This is a genomic window from Nocardioides ochotonae (assembly GCF_011420305.2).
Taxonomy (GTDB): domain Bacteria; phylum Actinomycetota; class Actinomycetes; order Propionibacteriales; family Nocardioidaceae; genus Nocardioides; species Nocardioides ochotonae.
This window is the reverse complement of sequence record NZ_CP061769.1, coordinates 3,843,545-3,862,322: the sequence shown is the minus strand read 5'-3', so window position 1 is coordinate 3,862,322 and position 18,778 is coordinate 3,843,545. Positions and strand designations below refer to the sequence as shown.

Here is an 18,778-nt window from a genome sequence, read left to right as displayed (position 1 = left end):
GTGCGGGGCGGCCGGTGTCGGTGTGTCGCTACGTCGGTGCGGCAGGGGCTCAGTAGCCCGCCAGCACCCGCTCCAGGTCGGCGCCCTGGCCGGCGAAGTCGAAGCTGAAGCCCGACCGGTCCGACGCCCGGGTGCGTCCCTGCTCGGGCGGCGCGACCTCCGAGGCCTGCCAGAAGTAGTGGATGTCGGCGTCGAGCAGCGAGGTGAAGAGGTGCTCGTTGCGGGCGACGTAGCCGTGGTGGCTGATCACGATGGTCGCCTCGAGGTGCTGGCAGTGCATCAGGTTGAACATCGCCGAGCCGCCGAAGCCCGCGACCACCCGGGCGCCCGCGAACAGGGCGACCTGCTCGTCCATCGGCAGGTCCTCGGGGTAGAAGACGTGGAAGCCGCGGTCGGCGAAGAACCGCTCCACCTCGGCCTGGTTGCGGCACGGGCGGCGCGAGGCCAGACCCGGCCCGCGGGAGACGAAGATCCGCTCGTGCGTGGCCGGCGAGGAGTCGCCGAGCAGCCCGGCGGTCAGCCGGTGCCAGGTCTCGACGATGTCGGGATGGGCGTGGTGCGGGTCCTGGTTGTGCCACATCGGGGAGGCGCCCACGACGCTGCGCAGGCGCACCGGGTGGTCGACGACCACGATGTCCTCGGGCGCGACGCCGTACGCCGTCAGCAGCATCCGCTCCAGCTTGCCGCGCCCGTGCCCGGGCCGCACGTGCACCAGCGCCTTGAGGTCGGGGTGCTGGCGCTTGGCGTCGTCCCAGCCCCAGAACCGGCACACGACCTCGGTGGTGAGGTGGCCGAAGTGTCCGTCGAAGACGCAGTCGAGGAAGTAGTGCTCGCCCTCGAGGGTCGTGGCGTGCGCTCGCCGCGGCACCCGCAGGAAGCCGGGGGCGACCGCACGCAGGTGCGGGTGGGAGAGCGGTCGGTGGTGGGGCCAGCGGAACGACTCCGGCAGGACGGTCGTGCCGCTGACCAGGCGCATCCCGCCCAGGCTGAGCAGCGGCCCCTCGTAGCGGCGCAGCTCCAGCGGCGGGTAGGGCAGGGCGTCGGGCCAGGGGTCCGCGAGGCTCGGTCCGTACGACGTCTCGTGCATGCGCACGTCGAGCACGCCGCCGGGCCGGGTGGCCAGCACCGTCACCGAGGTCTCCGGCTCGCGAGCGGTGAGCAGCGAGTGCGGCACCCCCTCACCCACGGCATAGGCGTGCTTGCCGCGCTTGGCGATCGCGATGACGTCGCCGAGGTCGCGCAGCTCCTTGGCGGCGCGGGCGACGGTCAGCACCCCGGTCGTCTCCTCGTCCGCCGGGCTGGTGTCGTCCATCGACTCCTGCACCGAGCGCAGCATCCGCTCGAGCCTGGCCTCGCGACCGTGGCCGGCCCGGTCGTCGGCCACGTCGAGCAGGAACGTGCCGTTCGGGCGCACGTGGGCGAAGGTCTGGCGCACCAGCTGGCGGTGGCTGCCGAAGACCTGCACGACGCTCGCCGGGGTGAGCACCATGGCGAGCACGTCGCAGGAGCCGTGGGCGACCAGCTCCTCGTTGAGCGACACCGGCGTGGTGTCGGCGTCGACCTCGATGACCCGCGCGCCGCCGCGGTCCGCGTCGAGGTGGACCCGCCAGTGCTCGGCGCGCTCGGCGCGCGCGGCGTCGGTGATCACCACCGAGCCGCGGCGTACCTCGGAGGGCAGCAGCGCGCGAAGCGGCTCGAGCAGCGGATCACCGCCGGCGTCGGTGGTCCGGGCGCCGTCGGCCTTCCAGAAGGAGAAGGCGTTCACCGTGACCCGCCGGTCGACCGATCCCGCAGGCCCTGGGCGGCCCGGACGCCCTCGCGGGCCTTGTCCCGCACCCGCCGCAGCCGGCTGCGCACCGGCGGCGGAAGGGTCGCGGCGACGCGGTGCAGGCGGGTCTGCCGGGCCCGGGGCGCCGGCGGGGCGTGCACCGTCGTCGGGGCGGGACCGGGCAGCAGCGCGACCGGCTGCTGGGCGACCGCGAGCAGCCGGGCACGCACCCGCTGGAAGGCGTCCTGCTCGCCGCTGCGCACCGCGATCTGCCAGGCCCGGGGCCCCAGCCGCAGCTCCTCGACGCGGAAGTCGAGCACGGTGGCCTCGCCGTCGGCGCGGGCGGTGCCCTCGCAGCGTCGCCGCGCGTCACCGGCGACCAGGCGCACCTGGACCGGTCCCGGCGGCAGGGCGGTGCCGGGCAGCCGCACGGAGACGTCGATGCCGCCGTCGCGGCGACGCGCCCAGCTGGTGAGCTCGTCGACCTCGAGGGCTCCGCGGGCGCTCATCGGGCCACCGCCGCAGTGTTCGTGAGGAGACCGGCCGCGGCGTACGCCTCGCGCACCCGTCGTCGGGCCTCGTCGGTGCCGTGTCGTCGGGCGGCGCGCAGCTGCGGCCAGATCGGTGCCGCGAGGAAGTCCGCGGGGTCCATCGCACCGGCGCGGGTGAGCACCCGCTCGGGCACCTCCTGCGGGTCGGGCACGACCAGGTCGCCGACCACGTCCTCGTAGGCCGCGGCCAGCGACGTGTCGGTCGGATCGGGCAGCAGGACCACCACGGTGCCGGTCGGCTTGGTGTCCAGCTCGACGACCACGAGGTCCGGGCGGTGCTCGCGGAGCACGTCGACGATCTTGAAGACGTCCCCGGCCCAGGCGCCACCGTCGGCGCTGCCGACCCGGCCACGGCCGGCCTCGACCACGCTGCGCGGCAGCATGTCGTCGATGACGATCACGCTGGCGGGGTGGCAGTGGCGCTCGGTGTTGATCAGGTCGCGCAGCGCGAACTCCGCCAGGTGCATGCCGTCGATGAAGGCCAGGTCGACGACCTCCTCGGGGAAGTGCGCGAACGGGCGGCGGCGGGCGAAGAACTCATCGCTCGTCGTGCGCACGAGGTGGACGTCGCAGTGCAGCTCGTGGGTGAGCAGGAAGAACGGGTCGACCCCGACGCTCGGGACCCGCGAGAGGGTGAGGCTGCGCCCCTTGCGGACCCCGATCTCGAAGTACGTGCGGGGCTGCAGGAGCTCGTGGAGCCGGGCGAGGAGCTGGTGTCGCTGCACTGGCAGTCCTTCGGTCGTGTCCATCGGGGGGTCGTGCTGGCAAGACGGTAACCCCAGGGTTCCCCCATACGGCAGCATTCCCTGCATGGGGATTCCGATACCGCACGAGTTCGAGGGCTGGGTGCTCCGCTCGCTCGCGGACGCCATCTGGGTCGTCGACGACGCCGGACTGACGACGTACGCCGACGCCCGGCTGGGCGAGCTGCTCGCCCTGGACCCCGCCACGCTGGTCGGCCGGGCGGCGGCGGAGGTGGCCGACGAGGCCGGCGGCGCGCCGCTCACCGCGCTGCTCGCGGACCTCGCCGCGGGCACGGAGGCAGTTGAAGCTCGCGAGGCTGACCAGACCGGCGAGGTCGCCTGCACCCTGCGCGGCGCCGCCGGGCCGGTGCGGGTGGTGCTGCGCCCCACGCCGCTGCTCGACGACGAGGGGCGCCGCCGCGGCTGGCTGCTTGCCGTCGCGCCCGCCCGTCCCGCCGGCACCTATGCGGAGGTGCGCCGCCGCGAGCTGCGCCTGCTCGAGGCGCAGCGGGTCGCCGAGGTCGGCAGCTGGGAGTGGGAGCTCGCCACCGGTGAGGTGTCCTGGTCCGACCAGCTCTTCCGGCTGATGGGCCTGGCGCCCTCCGCCGTCACGCCCGGCGTCGAGGTGTTCCTGGACCTCATCGACATCGAGGACCGCGGCCGCGTCGCCGACCTGCTGTACGCCGCCGCCGAGGGCCAGGTCTCCGAGCAGTTCGACGCGCGGCTGCCACGCCCGGGCCGGCCGCCGCGCTGGATCCGGGTGCGCAGCAGGGTCCTGGAGGAGCGCGACGGCGTACCGGTGCGCCTCGGCGGCACCGTCCAGGACGTGACGGAGTCCAAGGAGTACGAGAACGGCGCCGCGTTCCTCAGCGTGCTCGCCCCGCTGGCCAACAGCTCGCGCACGCTCCTAGAGGCGCTGCTGGCCGCCAACGAGCTGGTCCGCCCGGTGGCCCAGTGGCCGGCGGTGCTGGTGGGCGTGCCGGACACCCCCGAGGGGGCCGCCGGGCCCGAGGACCTCACCTGGGTCGACGTGGCCTGGGTGCCGCTGGAGGAGGGCCGCAGCAGGGTCGCCCGGGAGCTCGCCGAGCGGGTCGCGCGCGAGCGGCGGGTGCTCACCACGCTCGCCGAGCGGTCGGGTGCGGCAGACGGGGCGGGGGCGGCCGGGTCTGGGACCCGGCTGCTCGCCGGGCCGGTCGAGGTCCGGGGCCGGCTGGCCTGCGTGCTCGTCGTCGACATGCGCGCGGAGGCCGAGCCGCGCCCCTCCGAGAGCGCGATCTTCGGGGAGATCCTCCGGGCCTTCACCGCGGTCGCCGAGCGCGAGCTGAGTGCCCGCGAGCTCGCCGCCGCGCGCGACGAGGCGCTGGGCGCCTCCCGGGCCAAGTCGGAGTTCCTGGCCACGATGAGCCACGAGATCCGCACCCCGCTCAACGGCGTCATCGGTCTCAGCGAGCTGCTCGGACGCACCGAGCTGACCACCCACCAGCGTCGGCTGGCCCAGGGCATCGACCAGGCCGGTCGCACCCTGCTGTCCCTGGTCAACGACATCCTCGACCTGTCCAAGATCGAGGCCGGCCGCCTCGACCTCGAGGAGCTGGACTTCGACCCCCGCGCGGTCCTCGAGCAGAGCGCCGCGCTCGTGGCCGAGCGTGCCGCCGACCAGGGCCTCGAGCTGCTGGTCTCCAGCGCCGCCGACACCCCCGGGCTGGTCCGCGGCGACCAGGTCCGCTTCGGTCAGGTGGTGACCAACCTGGTCTCCAACGCGGTGAAGTTCACCTCGGCCGGCGAGGTGGTCGTCCGCGCCACCGGGACCACCGGCAGCCACGGCTCCAGGGTCCGCGTCGAGGTGCGCGACACCGGCATCGGCATCGCGCCGGAGGTGCAGGAGCACCTCTTCGAGGCCTTCTCCCAGGCCGACAGCTCCACCACCCGCGAGTACGGCGGCACCGGCCTCGGCCTGGCGATCAGCGAGCGGATCGTCTCGGCGATGGGAGGCGAGATCGGCGTCGAGAGCGAGCCGGGCGTCGGCAGCACCTTCTGGTTCGAGGTCGCCTTCGAGAAGCCGCTGGGCGCCACGCCCGGCCGCGACACCGCCCGCGAGAACGCCGTCGCCGGCCTGCGGGTGCTCGTCGTGGACGACAACGAGACCAACCGGTTCATCCTCACCGAGCAGCTCCAGGCCTGGAAGGTCGGCGTCCGGGCGGTCGACTCGGCGTACGCCGCGCTGGTCGAGCTCGACGCGGCCGCCGGGCGTGGGACGCCGTACGACGTGGTGCTGCTGGACTACATGATGCCCGGCGCCGACGGGGAGCAGCTGGCGCGGATGGTGCGCCAGGAGCGGCGCCACGACGACGTGCGCCTGGTGCTGCTGTCCTCGGCGACGGAGCCTGAGGACCGCTGGCTGACCGCCGCCGGCCTCGACGCGTTCCTGAGCAAGCCGGTGCTGCCGACCCGCCTCCTCGACGTGCTCGCCCGCCTCGGCGGCCGTCTGGAGGAGGAGGCCGGCACCGAGGACGTCGCTGCGGCCGCGACGTCCGAGACCGCCGGCGTGCGCGGCCGGGTGCTGGTCGTCGAGGACAACGAGGTCAACCAGCTGGTGGCCGAGGGGCTGTTGAGCCGGCTCGGCTTCGAGGTCCGTGTCGCCGAGCACGGCGCCGCCGCGGTGGCGGCGATCGCCGCCGCCCCCGAGCGGTACGACGTGGTGCTGATGGACTGCCAGATGCCGGTGATGGACGGGTACGACGCCACCCGCGCCATCCGCGCGATGCCCGGCCCGGCGAGCCGGCTGCCGATCGTCGCGATGACCGCGGCCGCGGTGGCCGAGGAGCGCGACCGCTGCCTGGCGGCCGGGATGGACGACTTCCTCGCCAAGCCGGTCGACGTCGGCGCGCTCGAGGCGGCGCTGGACCGGTGGGTGCCCGCGCCCGGTGAGCCCTTGCCCGCCGTCGGCGGCTCGCCGACCGGGCCGGCGGCCGAGCCGGTCGCCTCCACCGGCGCCGCCGAGCGGCTCGCGTCGCTGCTGGACAACGGGATCCCGGCGGAGCTGGTCACCCGGATGACCGACCGGTTCGCCCAGGTGGCCGAGCGCGCGCTCGCCGACCTGCACGCCGCGGTGGCCGCCGGGGACACCACGGCGGTGATCGACGCCGTGCACGGCCTGCGCGGGTCGTCCGGCAACCTCGGCCTGGGGGAGGTGGCCGACCAGGCGCGCGTGCTGGAGGCCGCCGGGCGCGAGGGGCGGCTGCCCGACCAGGCCTCGCTGACGGACCTGGCAGCCGCCGTCGCCCGCGGCGTCGAGGAGCTCGCGGTGGTCGTCGACGCCCTCGTTCCGGCGGCGCCGGGAGGCGTGGAGGGCCCGTGACCGCGCCCGTCACACCGGCGTGGCGCAGGGTTCACGAACTGCTCAGAACTGGTCCCCGGGTGGAGGTTTGCTTTGCGACTTCTCTTGGTAGTGTTCTGTTTGCAACAGGTGCAAGTTCCAGCAGGTCTGACGCCCGCGGAGTTTGTGATCCAACGGCGTTTCTTCTTAGTGGTCCACCACGGGTCGGAGCGACGTGTCACCCGCATCTGCTGCGGAGTCGTCGAAGTGACGGCTTCTCGTTCTGACAAGGAGTACCAGCACCATGGCTCAAGGCACTGTGAAGTGGTTCAACGCCGAGAAGGGCTTCGGCTTCATCGCGCAGGAGGACGGCGGCGACGACGTCTTCGTGCACTACTCGGCCATCCAGACCCAGGGCTACAAGTCCCTCGACGAGAACCAGAAGGTCGAGTTCGACGTCACCCAGGGTCCGAAGGGTCCGCAGGCGGAGAACGTCCGCGCGGTCTGACCTCTGGTCGGCACCTGTCTCGACAGGGCTTTGCGCACGAGGCTCCATCCCTCACGGGGTGGGGCCTCGTGTCCGTTCCGGACCGTGACGGTTCCGGACCGTGACGGTTCCGGACCGTGGTCGTTTCAGGGGAGGCCCCTGACAAGAATTGGTGAGAACCCGGCAGAATGGCGGCGCCCGGTTTGGTGGCGTCACCAAGCGGGGAAGGAGCAGCGGATGGAGCAAGGCCCGCTCGATCCCGACAACGCCGAAGGAGAGGGACTCGTGCGCGATCAGTTCGACGTCACGCTCGAGGACTCTGACCTGCTCGGCGAGGTGGAGCTCACCACCAACCTGATCATCGCCGCCAGCGAGTCCGAGGACCACCTGAGCGAGGACCAGATCGACACGATCCTCGGGGTCCACGAGGACTGAGCCCACGATCGTGGCCGCAGGCCCCCGCGCTCTCGGAGCGCGGGGGCCTGCGGCCGTTTCCGGGCCGACCGGCGAGCGAGCCTCGCCCATACCCCATAGGGGTATGTTGGAGGTATGGACCACGGACCCCACCAGCACGGGTACATCCAGAACAAGGACGACCACCTCAAGCGCCTGCGCCGCATCGAGGGCCAGGCGCGCGGCCTGCAGCGCATGGTCGAGGAGGAGCAGTACTGCATCGACATCCTCACCCAGGTCGCGGCGATGACGAAGGCGCTCCAGGCGGTCTCGGTGAGCCTGCTCGAGGAGCACCTGAACCACTGCGTCGTCGACGCCGCCCGCCAGGGCGACGACGAGGCCCGGGAGAAGGTCGGCGAGGCCGTCGACGCCATCCGCCGCCTGGTCCGGTCCTGAACCCCACTTTCCCAGAGGAGCACCCGACATGAGCGAGACCACCACCTGGACCGTCACCGGCATGACCTGCGGGCACTGTGAGGCGTCGGTGCGTGAGGAGATCTCCGAGATCCCCGGCGTCACCGCCGTCGAGGCCCACCACCAGACCGGTGAGGTCGTCGTCACCAGCGACGCGCCGCTCGACCGGGACGCCGTCGCGGCCGCGGTCGAGGAAGCCGGCTACGCGCTGACATGAGCACCCCGGTCCGCATCGGCGCCTTCGTCGCCGTGCTCGCGGTCGTCTTCGGGCTCGCGCTCGGCGTCGGCCGTGCGGTCGGCCCCTGGGAGGACACCGAGCCCGCCGAGTCGGCCGGGCACGGGCACGCCGAGGACGAGGCCGGAGCCGCTGACCATGGGGACGAGCACGGGAGCGGCGACCCCGCGGGCGCAGCGGCCGCGGTCGCCGGGCTTGCGGTGAGCGCCGACGGGCACACCCTGGTGCTCGCCGACCCGGTCACCACGCCCGGTCGCCAGCAGTTGGCCTTCACGGTGGCCGACGCCGACGGCGCGCCGGTGACGGCGTACGACGAGGCGCACGAGCGCGACCTGCACCTGATCGTGCTGCGCCGCGACCTGACCGGCTTCCAGCACGTCCACCCGCGGCTGCGTGCGGACGGCACCTGGACGGTCCCGGTGGACCTGACCACCGGCGCCTGGCGGGTGCTCGCCGACTTCACCCCGACCGGCGGCGGACCGCTGGTCCTCGGCGCCGACCTGCTGGTCGGCGGCGACTACGACCCCACGCCGCTCGGCGCCGACGCACGCAGCGACCGCGTCGACGGCTACGAGGTGACCCTGGACGGCGCGCTGCCGGTCGGTCGCGAGGCCCCGGTGACCCTCACGGTCTCCCGCGACGGCGAGGGCGTGCGCGACCTCCAGCCCTACCTCGGCGCGCACGGGCACCTGGTGGTGCTGCGCGAGGGCGACCTCGGCTACCTGCACGCGCACCCGGTCGACGTCGAGGACGCCGGGTCGGGCATCACGTTCGACACGACCTTCCCGAGCGCGGGCCGCTACCGCCTCTTCCTGGACTTCAAGCACGCCGGCGTCGTGCGCACCGCGGTGTTCACGGTGAGCGTCGGCACGGAAGGAGGACCCGATGGCCAGTCCCACGACGACTCCGGGCACGGGCACTGAGCGGTCGACCGACACCGAGCTGGCGATCACCGGCATGACGTGCGCGTCGTGCGCGAACCGCATCGAGCGCAAGCTCAACAAGCTCGACGGGGTCACCGCGACGGTCAACTACGCCACCGAGAAGGCGCGGGTCACGCACCCGCCCTCGGTGGGGACCGACGTGCTGCTCTCGACCGTCGAGGCCGCCGGCTACTCCGCCACCGTGCCGCAGGCCGCCTCGCGCGGCGCCGGTGCGGACGCGGCGAGCGAGGACCCCGCCGACCGCGAGCTCGACGCGCTGCGGCAGCGGCTGATCGTCTCGGCGCTGCTCACCGTCCCGGTGGTGGCGCTGGCGATGGTGCCGGCCTGGCAGTTCGACGGCTGGCAGTGGATCTCGCTGACCCTCGCCTCCCCGGTCGCGGTGTGGGGCGCGTGGCCCTTCCACCGCGCCGCCTGGGCCAACCTGCGGCACGGCTCGACCACGATGGACACCCTGGTCTCGGTCGGCGTGATCGCGGCGTACACCTGGTCGGTGGTCGCACTGGTGTGGGGCAGCGCGGGGGAGATCGGGATGACCCACCCGTTCCGGATCGCCGTCGAGCGCACCGACGGGATGGGCAACATCTACCTCGAGGCCGCCACCGGGGTCACCACGTTCCTGCTCGCCGGCCGCTGGTTCGAGAAGCGCTCCAAGCGTCGCGCCGGGGCCGCGCTGCGCGCCCTGCTCGACCTGGGCGCCAAGGACGTCGCCGTACTGCGTGGCGCCCCCGGCGCCGAGACCGAGGTGCGGGTGCCGGCCGAGGAACTGGCCGTCGGCACCCGGTTCGTGGTGCGCCCCGGCGAGAAGCTCGCCACCGACGGCGTCGTGGAGTCCGGCACCTCCGCCGTCGACGCCTCGATGCTCACCGGCGAGCCGGTGCCGGTCGAGGTCGGCCCCGGCGACGAGGTCGTCGGCGGCTGCGTCAACGCCGGCGGGCGCCTCGTCGTGCGCGCCACCCGGGTCGGCAGCGACACCCAGCTGGCCCAGATGGCGCGGCTGGTCGAGGAGGCGCAGGCCGGCAAGGCGTCCGTGCAGCGGCTCGCCGACCGGGTCTCCGGGGTCTTCGTGCCGGTCGTGATCGCGCTCGCGGTGGGCACCCTCGGCTTCTGGCTCGGCACCGGCGTCCAGACCTCCGCCGCCTTCACCGCCGCCGTGGCGGTGCTGATCATCGCCTGCCCCTGCGCGCTCGGGCTGGCCACACCGACCGCGCTGCTGGTCGGCACCGGACGCGGCGCCCAGCTCGGGATCCTGATCCGGGGGCCGGAGGTGCTGGAGTCCACCCGTCAGGTCGACACCGTCGTCCTCGACAAGACCGGCACCGTCACCACCGGCGTGATGGCGCTGGTCGACGTGGTCGCCGACGGCGCCACGCCGGAAGAGGTACGCCGCCGCGCGGCGGCGCTCGAGTCGGGCTCGGAGCACCCGATCGCGAAGGCCGTGGTGGCCGGCGCCGAGGCGCCGCTGCCGGCGGTCGAGGGGTTCGCCAACGTGCCGGGCCTCGGGGTCAGCGGCACCGTCGAGGGCTGCGAGGTCCTCGTCGGTCGACCGGCGCTGCTCGCCGAGCGCGGTCTCGAGGTGCCCGCCGTCCTGGCGGCCGCGCTCGACGAGGCCCGCGGCGCCGGGCGCACCCCGGTCGTCGTCGGCTGGGAGGGCCGCGCCCGCGGGGTGCTGGTCGTCTCCGACACCGTGAAGGAGACCTCCGCCGAGGCGGTCGCCGAGCTGCGCCGCCTGGGGCTGCGCCCGCTGCTGCTCACCGGCGACAACGAGCAGAGCGCCCGCACGGTCGCCGACGCCGTCGGGATCGAGGACGTGGTCGCCGACGTGTTGCCGGCCGACAAGGTCGACGTCGTACGCCGCCTGCAGGAGCAGGGCCGGGTCGTGGCGATGGTCGGCGACGGCGTCAACGACGCGGCCGCGCTGGCCCAGGCCGACCTCGGCATCGCGATGGGCACCGGCACCGACATCGCCATCGAGGCCAGCGACCTGACCCTGGTGCGCGGCGACCTGCGCGTCGCGGCCGACGCCGTCCGGCTCTCGCGGCGCACCCTGGGCACCATCCGGGGCAACCTGTTCTGGGCGTTCGGCTACAACGTCGCCGCGCTGCCGCTGGCCGCGGCGGGGCTGCTCACGCCAATGCTCGCGGGGGCGGCGATGGCGCTGTCGTCGGTGTTCGTGGTCTCCAACAGCCTGCGGCTGCGGCGCTTCACGTAGGGCGCGGTACCGGCCCGGGGCGGTAGGGCGGTCAGCAGGTCGCGAAGAGGACCGGGCCGGTGCTGAGGTCGGAGAAGACCGCGGCGCCGTCCACGGGGTCGAGGGCGAGCCGCACCAGGGTGCCGTCGGCGCTCACCTCGCCGAGGTCGAAGCGCTCGGCGAAGGTGCCGCCCTGGCCCGGCGCCGGCCCCGCAGCGAGGACGGCGCGGGCGTCGGCGTTGCGCCGGGCGCGCTCGTCGTCCTCGAACGACATCGCCACCACCACGTCGCGCCCGGGGCGCACCGCCATCGCGAACGCGCGCACCGGGCTGATCCCGCCGGCCTCCTCGACCAGCCGGTCGGCGCTGGCCTGGTCGATCTCGTCGGCCTGGCTCATCGCCAGCGCCGTGCAGGTGTGCCGTCCGGTGTAGACCGCGGCGGTGAGCGCGTCCCCGGCGGCGTCGGCCACGTCGTCGACCTCCTCGGGGGCGCCGAGGTCGCTGGCGAGCACCGCCTCCAGGTGGGCGGCGCTGTCGCTGGTGCGCACCACCCCGGCGTCGGCGTCGAGCGCGACGTACTGGAGCACGGGGGAGCCGGGCTCGCCGGTCTCCGCGGAGATCCGCGCGACCAGCTCCTCCCCGCCGCGCCACACGCCGTCCTCCTCGCCGGGCCGCTCGTAGCCGAGCCCGGCGAGCCGGTCGGCGAGCTCGTCGACGTCGGTGTCCTCACCCAGGGCCGCCACCACCAGCACGCCGTCCTCGGCCTGCGCGAGCAGCTCCCAGTCGAGGTCGGCGGGGGACCAGCCGTAGTCGGCGCGCAGCAGCTCGGCGGACTCCTCGAGCGCCGAGGCGGCGGTCAGGTCGGCGTCGTAGCCGTCGTCGAGCAGCGTGCGCAGCGCCCGGGCCGAGGAGTCCTGCGGCACGTCGAGCGCGCGGCGTACGCCTGCCCAGTCGGTGAAGGAGTAGCGCTCGGCGGGGGCGGCGAGGTCGAGGGCGCGGGCCAGGTCGCTGCGGTGCGCGTCGCGCCACCACCGCACACCCACGACGGCGAGCGTGGCCACCACGAGCACGGCGACGACCCCGAGCACCATCCATCGCCTGCGCACGCGCCGACCCTAGCGAGCCGGGGAGGATGGGCGGGTGCTCCACACGGGATCCCCCACACTGGATCCATGGTGCAGCCTCGCGAGGTGTTCTCGGCCGGCGTCGTCGTGTTCCGCCCCGGGCGGCAGGTGCTGCTCGTGCATCGCGCCCGCTACGACGACTGGTCCTTCCCCAAGGGCAAGCTCGACCCCGGCGAGCACCGCACCGTCGCCGCGGTCCGCGAGGTGGAGGAGGAGACCGGCCTGCGGGTGCGGCTGGGTGTGCCGCTGGGCCGGCAGCGCTACCCGATCGCGGGCGGGCGCACCAAGGTCGTGGACTACTGGTGCGGGCGGGTGCTCGGCGACGACGACGTGAGCAGCTATGAGCGCAACGAGGAGATCGACGACGTCGCGTGGTGCGGGATCGACGAGGCGCTGGACAGGCTGACCTACCCCTTCGACCGCGACACGCTGCGCGAGGCAACCCCGAAGCGGCAGCGCACCGAGGCGCTCGTGGTGCTGCGCCACGCCCTCTCCCGGCCCCGCAAGACCTGGCACGAGGTCGACACCGCCCGCCCGCTGACCGACGAGGGGCGTCACCAGGCCGCCGCGCTGGTGCCGCTCCTCGCGGCGTACGACGTGCGCGAGGTGGTGAGCTCGAGCGCGACCCGCTGCGTCGAGACCGTCGCGCCGTACGCCGCCGCGCGCGGCGTCATCGGCGGCGACCCGTGGCTGCTCGACGCGCTCACCGAGGAGGAGGCCACCGCGGAGGGGGTCGCCCGCGCGGTCGACGACCTGGTCTCGCTCGTCGGTGAGCGGCGGGTGGGCGCGGTGCTGTGCACGCACCGCCCGGTGCTGCCGCTGGTCTTCGACCGCCTCGGCGTACCCGACCCCCGGCTGGCGAAGGGCGCGATGCTCGTGGCGCACCTGCGCCACGGCCGGGTGGTCGCCACCGAGGAGCTGCCCTGACCCCTGGCCCGGGGCTCCAGACCTCCCCGGGCCTGCCGAGTGTGACCGACCTGCCGGTCGCCGTTCACCCGTCGTTCACCAACGGCCCAGGGTCCGGACACCTCGACTGCCTAGCGTCGTCGACGTCAACAGTCGAGGAATCAGGAGTCACGGAGTGAACCGAACTTCTCTGCGCCGGGCGCTCGTGCCGGGTGCTGCAGCTCTGGCGATCGCGCTCAGCGGGTGTGCGGCCGCCAACGACACGGGGGCCTCCACCTCCGAGTCGGACCTGGCCGGCAACCTCGCCGGCGGCGGGGCCTCCTCCCAGGAGGCCGCGCAGGCCGCCTGGATGGCCGGCTTCTCGGTCGCGCACCCCGACGTGACCGTCACCTACGACCCGATCGGCTCCGGCGGAGGTCGCGAGAACTTCATCTCCGGCGCCTTCCCCTTCGCGGGCTCCGACGCCTACCTCACCGACGACGAGGGCGAGCTCCGCGCCGCGACCGAGCGCTGCAACGGCACCGCCCCGATCGAGATCCCCAACTACGTCTCGCCGATCGCGGTGATCTACAACCTCGAGGGCGTCGACGACCTCAAGCTCTCCCCGGAGACCCTCGCCGGCATCTTCGCCGGCACCATCACCTCCTGGAACGACAAGGCGATCGCCGCCGACAACCCCGGCGCCGACCTGCCGAAGGCGGCCATCAACGCGGTGCACCGCTCGGACGAGTCCGGCACCACCGAGAACTTCACCGACTACCTCGACGCCGTCGCACCGAAGGTGTGGACCGAGGGCCCGCTCGAGGTCTGGCCCGCGCAGTACGGCGGCGAGGCCGCGCAGGGCACTGCGGGCGTGGTCTCCGCGGTCAAGGAGGGCACGAACTCCATCGGCTACGCCGACGCCAGCCAGGCCCAGGGCCTCGACGTCGCCCAGGTCAAGGTCGGCGGTGACTTCGTCGGCCCCACCGAGGAGGCGGCGGCGCGGATCCTGGAGGTCTCCCCGCGGGTGGAGGGCCGCGACCCCAACTCGGTGGTCTTCGACCTCGACCACACGACCGACGAGGCCGGGACCTACCCGATCGTGCTGGTCTCCTACCTCCTGGCCTGCGACAACTACGACAGCGACGAGGCCGACGCCGGCGAGCTGACCAAGGCCTACCTCGAGTACGTCCTCAGCGACGAGGGCCAGCAGCAGGGCGCCGAGGAGGCCGGCTCGGCGCCGCTCGCCGAGGGCCTGCGCAAGGAGGTCACCGCGATCGTCGACGGCATCACCGTCGGCTGATCGCTCAGCGTCCTCGCTCGAGGGTCCGCGCCTGACGGGCACGGACCCTCGGGTGCGTGAACCACACGAGTCACTCCAGCACCACAGCAGCCAGACAAGAAGGGCACCAGGTGTCGACCACCCCCACGCGCACCCCCACGCGCACCCCCTCACGGGCGTCCTCGGGGACCTCCACGCGTCGCGGTGACGCGGTGTTCGCGGGCCTGGCCCGCGGCGCGGGCCTGCTCATCGTCCTCGCGCTCGCCGGCGTCGCGATCTTCCTCATCGTCGAGGGCGCCCCCGCGCTGGGCGCCGATCAGGACCAGCTCTACGGCAAGGAGAGCCTGACCCTCTACGTCTGGCCGCTGCTCTACGGCACCCTGCTCGCGGCGCTGCTGGCGATCCTGATCGCGGCCCCGCTCGCGATCGGCCTGGCGCTGGTGATCTCCCACTACGCGCCGCGCCGCATCGCCCGCAGCCTCGGCTACCTCGTGGACCTGCTCGCCGCGGTGCCCTCGGTGGTGTTCGGCCTGTGGGGCATCCAGGTGCTGGCGCCGACGATCTTCCCGGCGTACCAGTGGCTGGCCGACCACCTCGGCTTCCTGCCGTTCTTCGAGGGACCGGCGACCACCGGGCGCACGATCCTCACCGCCGCGATCGTGCTCGCGGTGATGGCGCTGCCGATCATCACCGCGATCTGCCGCGAGGTGTTCCTCCAGACCCCGCGGATGCACGAGGAGGCGGCGCTCGCCCTCGGCGCGACCCGCTGGGAGATGATCCGGATGACGGTCTTCCCCTACGCCCGCTCCGGCATCATCTCCGGGATCATGCTCGGCCTCGGGCGCGCGCTCGGCGAGACGATGGCCGTCGCGATGGTGCTCTCGGTCAGCGGCGCGGTCACGGTCAACCTGATCTCCTCGCAGAACCCCTCCACGATCGCGGCCAACATCGCGCTCAACTTCGGCAACGCCTCCGGCATGAAGATCAACGTGCTGATCTTCAGCGGGCTGGTGCTGTTCGTCGTCTCGTTCATCGTCAACTTCCTCGGTCGCTGGGTCGCCGCCCGTGGCCAGGTGAAGGGCTGAGCCGCCATGACCGACACCCTGACCCCGGTGCAGGACGAGCAGGGCTCGCTCCCGTTCCAGGCGCCGCAGCTCCCGTCGTACGCGCCGCTGCTGGCGGGCCTGATCTGCTTCGGCGCCGCCGGGCTCGCGGGGCTGTTCCTCGGCTGGGGACTGGTCGCCGTCGTGCTGGTCGGGTGGGTGCTGCTCGTGCTCGGCCTGCCGGCGTGGTCCTCGGTCGTCGAGGGCGGCCGCAAGGCCACCGACCGGCTGGTGACCACCGTCGCCTGGTCGGTCTTCGCGCTCGCGATGGTGCCGCTGGTGAGCCTGGTCTATGAGGTGGTCAGCCGCGGGTACGGCGTGCTGTCCGCGCAGTTCTTCACCTACGACATGCGCGGTGTGCTCGGTGAGGGCGGTGGCATCTACCACGCGCTGATGGGCACGCTGATCATCACCGCGATGGCCACGATCATCTCGGTGCCGATCGGCGTCCTCGCCGCCGTCTACCTGGTCGAGTACGGCGCGAAGAGCCGGCTGGCGCGGATGATCACGTTCCTGGTGGACGTGATGACCGGCATCCCCTCGATCGTGGCCGGCCTGTTCGCGTTCGCGCTGTTCACGATGATCTTCGGGCCCGGGGTGCGCTTCGGCATCGGCGGCGCGGTCGCCCTGTCGGTGCTGATGGTGCCGACGGTGGTGCGCTCGACCGAGGAGATGCTCAAGCTGGTGCCGGCCGAGCTCCGCGAGGCGTCGTACGCCCTGGGCGTGCCGAAGTGGCGCACGATCGTCAAGGTCGTGCTGCCCACCGCGCTGGGCGGCATCGCCACCGGCGTCACGCTGGCGATCGCGCGCGTCGCCGGCGAGACCGCGCCGCTGCTGATCATCGTCGGCAGCACCACCGCGCTGAACCTCAACCCGTTCGACGGGCGGATGGCGACGCTGCCGGTCTTCATCTACAGCTCGGTGACGACCGGCGGCAAGTACAACCTCGAGCAGCTCGACCGGGCCTGGGGCGCCGCGCTGGTGCTCGTCGCGATCGTGATGCTGCTCAACCTGCTGGCCCGTGCGATCGGCGCACTGTTCGCGCCCAAGACCGGCCGCTGACCCCCGTTCTTCGACACTGATCCAAGGAACCCACTGATGGCCAAGAGCATCGACGTCTCGGACCTGAACATCTACTACGGCGACTTCCTCGCCGTGCAGGGCGTCAACATGACGATCCGGGCCCGCGCGGTCACCGCCTTCATCGGCCCCTCCGGCTGCGGCAAGTCGACCTTCCTGCGCTCGCTGAACCGGATGCACGAGGTGATCCCGGGCGCCCGCGTGGAGGGCAAGGTGATGGTCGACGGGCAGTCGCTCTACGACCCCGGCGTCGACCCCGTCGCCGTACGCCGCCAGATCGGGATGGTCTTCCAGCGGCCCAACCCGTTCCCGACGATGTCGATCTATGACAACGTCCTGGCCGGCAACAAGCTGAACTCCAAGCGGATGAAGAAGGCCGAGGCCGACGAGATCGTCGAGCGCTCGCTGCGCGGCGCCAACCTGTGGAACGAGGTCAAGGACCGCCTCGCCAAGCCCGGCATGGGCCTCTCCGGCGGTCAGCAGCAGCGCCTGTGCATCGCCCGCGCCATCGCCGTCGAGCCGCAGATCCTGCTGATGGACGAGCCCTGCTCCGCCCTCGACCCGATCTCCACCTCCGCCGTCGAGGACCTGATCCACGAGCTCAAGTCCGACTACACGATCGTCATCGTCACCCACAACATGCAGCAGGCCGCCCGCGTCTCCGACGACACCGGCTTCTTCAACCTCAAGGGCGCCGGCCAGCCCGGCCACCTGGTGGAGTTCAACCCCACCAAGAAGATGTTCACCAACCCCGACAACGAGTCGACCGAGGCGTACATCTCGGGTCGGTTCGGGTGAGGTGGGTCGGGGGCTCGTCGGGCGACGTGAGGGGATAGTCCGCCACACCAGGGTCGTCTTTCGCCCGATTCACGACCCTGGTGTGTCGGACTATCGCCTGGGGGCGACTCCGAGCCACTAGTCGTCCCCACCCCGCCCTCCCGGTCGTACGCCGGGGGAGCCTGTGGGCGAGGCGCCCGGGAGGGGCCGCGCCGGACGCAGGCTCGGCGGGTGCGGCGAGTCGAGCGAGCAGGTCCCGGTGTCCACCCGGGCCACCCCGAGGTGGTGGTCCCGGTGCCGATCGACCCCACCGGGCGGGCCGGCCCGACGCGCGGGCAGGCCCGCGGGCCGCGCTGGCGGCGTACCTCGGCGGGGATGTACGTGCCCGCCGACGTGGACAGCGGCCGGGTCGAGCAGCGGATCGTCGAGGCCGCGGCCGTGCTCGGGCCCCACGGAGCGGTCACGGGGTGGGCGGCGCTCCGTTGGGCAGGAGCCCGGTGGTTCGACGGGAGCGACGGCCGGCCGGTGGTGCTCGCGACCCACGTCAACCTCCGCCCGGATCCTCGCTGGGTCCCGTGCAAGGAGGGGATCGACCCACGCGACCACGACCGGGTCGACGGGCTGCCGGTCACCACCGCCGTGCGCTCGGCGTGCTTCGAGGCGCGCCACGCCCCGGACGTCGCCGCCGCGGTCGTGGCGCTCGACATGGCGGCGTACTCCGACCTGGTCTCGTTGGAGGAATGTCGGGTCTACACCCAGTGGCGCCTGCGCACCTGGACCGGGGTTCCCCAGCTGCGCGCGGCGCTGGCGCTGGCCGATGAGAACTCGTGGGCGCCCACCGAGTCGGCGATGCGCCTGGTGTGGACCGACGCCGGCGGGATGCCCCGCCCGCGTTGCAACCGCCCGGTCTTCGACCTCGACGGGCGCCACCTCGGCACCCCTGACCTGCTCGACGCGGAGCTCGGGGTCGTGGGGGAGTACGACGGCAAGGACCACCTCTCCAGCGCCAGGCGGGCCAGTGACCTGGCGCGCGAGGAGAGGTTCCGCGCCCACGGGCTCGAGCCGGTGACGATGGTGGGGGCCGATCTGGCCAACCCGGCCGCGTTCGTGCTCCGGCTGCGCGCGGCGTACCAGCGCGCCTCGCGGCGGCCGGGGTCCGAACGCCGGTGGACCCTGGCGCGTCCGCCGTGGTGGATCCCGACCGAGACGGTCGCGCAGCGGCGCGCGCTCACCCCCTGGGACCGGGAACGGTTGCTGCGGCACCGGCGCCCCGAGGGATAGTCCGACACAGGAGGGTCGTGAAAACCGGGATTCACGACCCTCATGTGTCGGACTATCCGGATCGCGCCGGCCACACCCCCCCACAAACACACAAGGACCGCCGGTCACCCGACGGTCCTTGTGTGTCAGCAGCTCTCTCAGAGGAGAG

At 73.3% G+C, this 18,778-nt stretch carries 17 protein-coding genes; 13 read left to right on the top strand and 4 right to left on the bottom strand.

Features of this window, described 5'->3' with window-relative positions:
* Positions 1-49: 49 nt before the first annotated feature.
* The 3 genes from HBO46_RS18545 to HBO46_RS18535 are packed head-to-tail and all read right to left on the bottom strand — an operon-like array spanning position 50 to position 3,044.
* Entirely contained in the window at positions 50-1,765 is a 1,716-nt protein-coding gene (locus tag HBO46_RS18545; RefSeq protein ID WP_166134342.1) for a glycosyltransferase family 61 protein, read from the bottom strand.
* Positions 1,762-2,277, bottom strand: coding sequence for a hypothetical protein (locus HBO46_RS18540; RefSeq protein ID WP_166134340.1), 516 nt, complete (start codon positions 2,275-2,277; stop codon positions 1,762-1,764). The genes HBO46_RS18545 and HBO46_RS18540 overlap by 4 nt, the downstream gene beginning before the upstream one ends.
* Positions 2,274-3,044, bottom strand: coding sequence for a class I SAM-dependent methyltransferase (locus tag HBO46_RS18535; RefSeq protein ID WP_166134338.1), 771 nt, complete (start codon positions 3,042-3,044; stop codon positions 2,274-2,276). Before HBO46_RS18535 ends, HBO46_RS18540 begins: the two co-directional genes overlap by 4 nt.
* 85 nt (positions 3,045-3,129) lie before the next feature.
* On the opposite strand from HBO46_RS18535, the gene HBO46_RS18530 reads away from it, so the two are divergent.
* From HBO46_RS18530 to HBO46_RS18500, 7 genes are all read left to right on the top strand, one after another.
* On the top strand, positions 3,130-6,420 hold the full coding sequence (locus HBO46_RS18530) for a response regulator (RefSeq protein WP_166134336.1): 3,291 nt from the start codon (positions 3,130-3,132) through the stop codon (positions 6,418-6,420).
* Positions 6,421-6,682: 262 nt separating this feature from the next.
* Positions 6,683-6,886: a cold-shock protein gene (locus HBO46_RS18525; RefSeq protein WP_068108172.1), complete on the top strand. Its 204-nt coding sequence runs from the start codon at positions 6,683-6,685 to the stop codon at positions 6,884-6,886.
* Between the two features lie 216 nt (positions 6,887-7,102).
* The gene (locus HBO46_RS18520) at positions 7,103-7,300 is read left to right on the top strand and encodes a hypothetical protein (protein ID WP_166132900.1); all 198 of its coding nucleotides are present in this window, start codon (positions 7,103-7,105) and stop codon (positions 7,298-7,300) included.
* A 114-nt stretch (positions 7,301-7,414) separates the two neighbouring features.
* On the top strand, positions 7,415-7,714 hold the full coding sequence (locus HBO46_RS18515) for a metal-sensitive transcriptional regulator (RefSeq protein ID WP_166134334.1): 300 nt from the start codon (positions 7,415-7,417) through the stop codon (positions 7,712-7,714).
* A gap of 28 nt (positions 7,715-7,742) precedes the next feature.
* Positions 7,743-7,949 carry a heavy-metal-associated domain-containing protein gene (locus tag HBO46_RS18510; RefSeq protein ID WP_166134332.1) on the top strand — a complete coding sequence of 69 codons (207 nt, stop codon included), beginning with the start codon at positions 7,743-7,745 and terminating at the stop codon, positions 7,947-7,949.
* A complete protein-coding gene (locus tag HBO46_RS18505) occupies positions 7,946-8,890 on the top strand; it encodes a hypothetical protein (protein WP_166134329.1) in 945 nt (314 codons plus the stop codon). Before HBO46_RS18510 ends, HBO46_RS18505 begins: the two co-directional genes overlap by 4 nt.
* Entirely contained in the window at positions 8,853-11,120 is a 2,268-nt protein-coding gene (locus HBO46_RS18500) for a heavy metal translocating P-type ATPase (protein ID WP_166134327.1), read from the top strand. The genes HBO46_RS18505 and HBO46_RS18500 overlap by 38 nt, the downstream gene beginning before the upstream one ends.
* Before the next feature lie 31 nt (positions 11,121-11,151).
* Here HBO46_RS18500 and HBO46_RS18495 read toward each other — a convergent pair whose 3' ends face one another.
* Positions 11,152-12,204 (bottom strand): nucleoside hydrolase, encoded by a 1,053-nt coding sequence (locus HBO46_RS18495; RefSeq protein WP_166134324.1) that lies wholly within the window; start codon positions 12,202-12,204, stop codon positions 11,152-11,154.
* A 66-nt stretch (positions 12,205-12,270) separates the two neighbouring features.
* Here HBO46_RS18495 and HBO46_RS18490 point away from each other — a divergent pair, with 66 nt between their 5' ends.
* The 6 genes from HBO46_RS18490 to HBO46_RS18465 all read left to right on the top strand — a co-directional run bounded on the left by HBO46_RS18490 (position 12,271) and on the right by HBO46_RS18465 (position 18,630).
* Complete coding sequence (locus tag HBO46_RS18490) at positions 12,271-13,149, top strand: NUDIX hydrolase (RefSeq protein WP_166134322.1); 879 nt, start codon at positions 12,271-12,273, stop codon at positions 13,147-13,149.
* Positions 13,150-13,303: 154 nt separating this feature from the next.
* A complete protein-coding gene (gene pstS, locus HBO46_RS18485) occupies positions 13,304-14,410 on the top strand; it encodes a phosphate ABC transporter substrate-binding protein PstS (RefSeq protein ID WP_166134320.1) in 1,107 nt (368 codons plus the stop codon).
* Positions 14,411-14,520: 110 nt separating this feature from the next.
* Complete coding sequence (gene pstC, locus HBO46_RS18480) at positions 14,521-15,474, top strand: phosphate ABC transporter permease subunit PstC (protein WP_166134318.1); 954 nt, start codon at positions 14,521-14,523, stop codon at positions 15,472-15,474.
* Between the two features lie 6 nt (positions 15,475-15,480).
* A complete protein-coding gene (pstA, locus tag HBO46_RS18475; RefSeq protein ID WP_166134317.1) occupies positions 15,481-16,554 on the top strand; it encodes a phosphate ABC transporter permease PstA in 1,074 nt (357 codons plus the stop codon).
* 36 nt (positions 16,555-16,590) lie between these two features.
* Entirely contained in the window at positions 16,591-17,370 is a 780-nt protein-coding gene (gene pstB / locus HBO46_RS18470) for a phosphate ABC transporter ATP-binding protein PstB (RefSeq protein ID WP_166134315.1), read from the top strand.
* A 210-nt stretch (positions 17,371-17,580) separates the two neighbouring features.
* The gene (locus HBO46_RS18465; protein WP_207950233.1) at positions 17,581-18,630 is read left to right on the top strand and encodes a hypothetical protein; all 1,050 of its coding nucleotides are present in this window, start codon (positions 17,581-17,583) and stop codon (positions 18,628-18,630) included.
* Positions 18,631-18,778 lie beyond the last annotated feature (148 nt).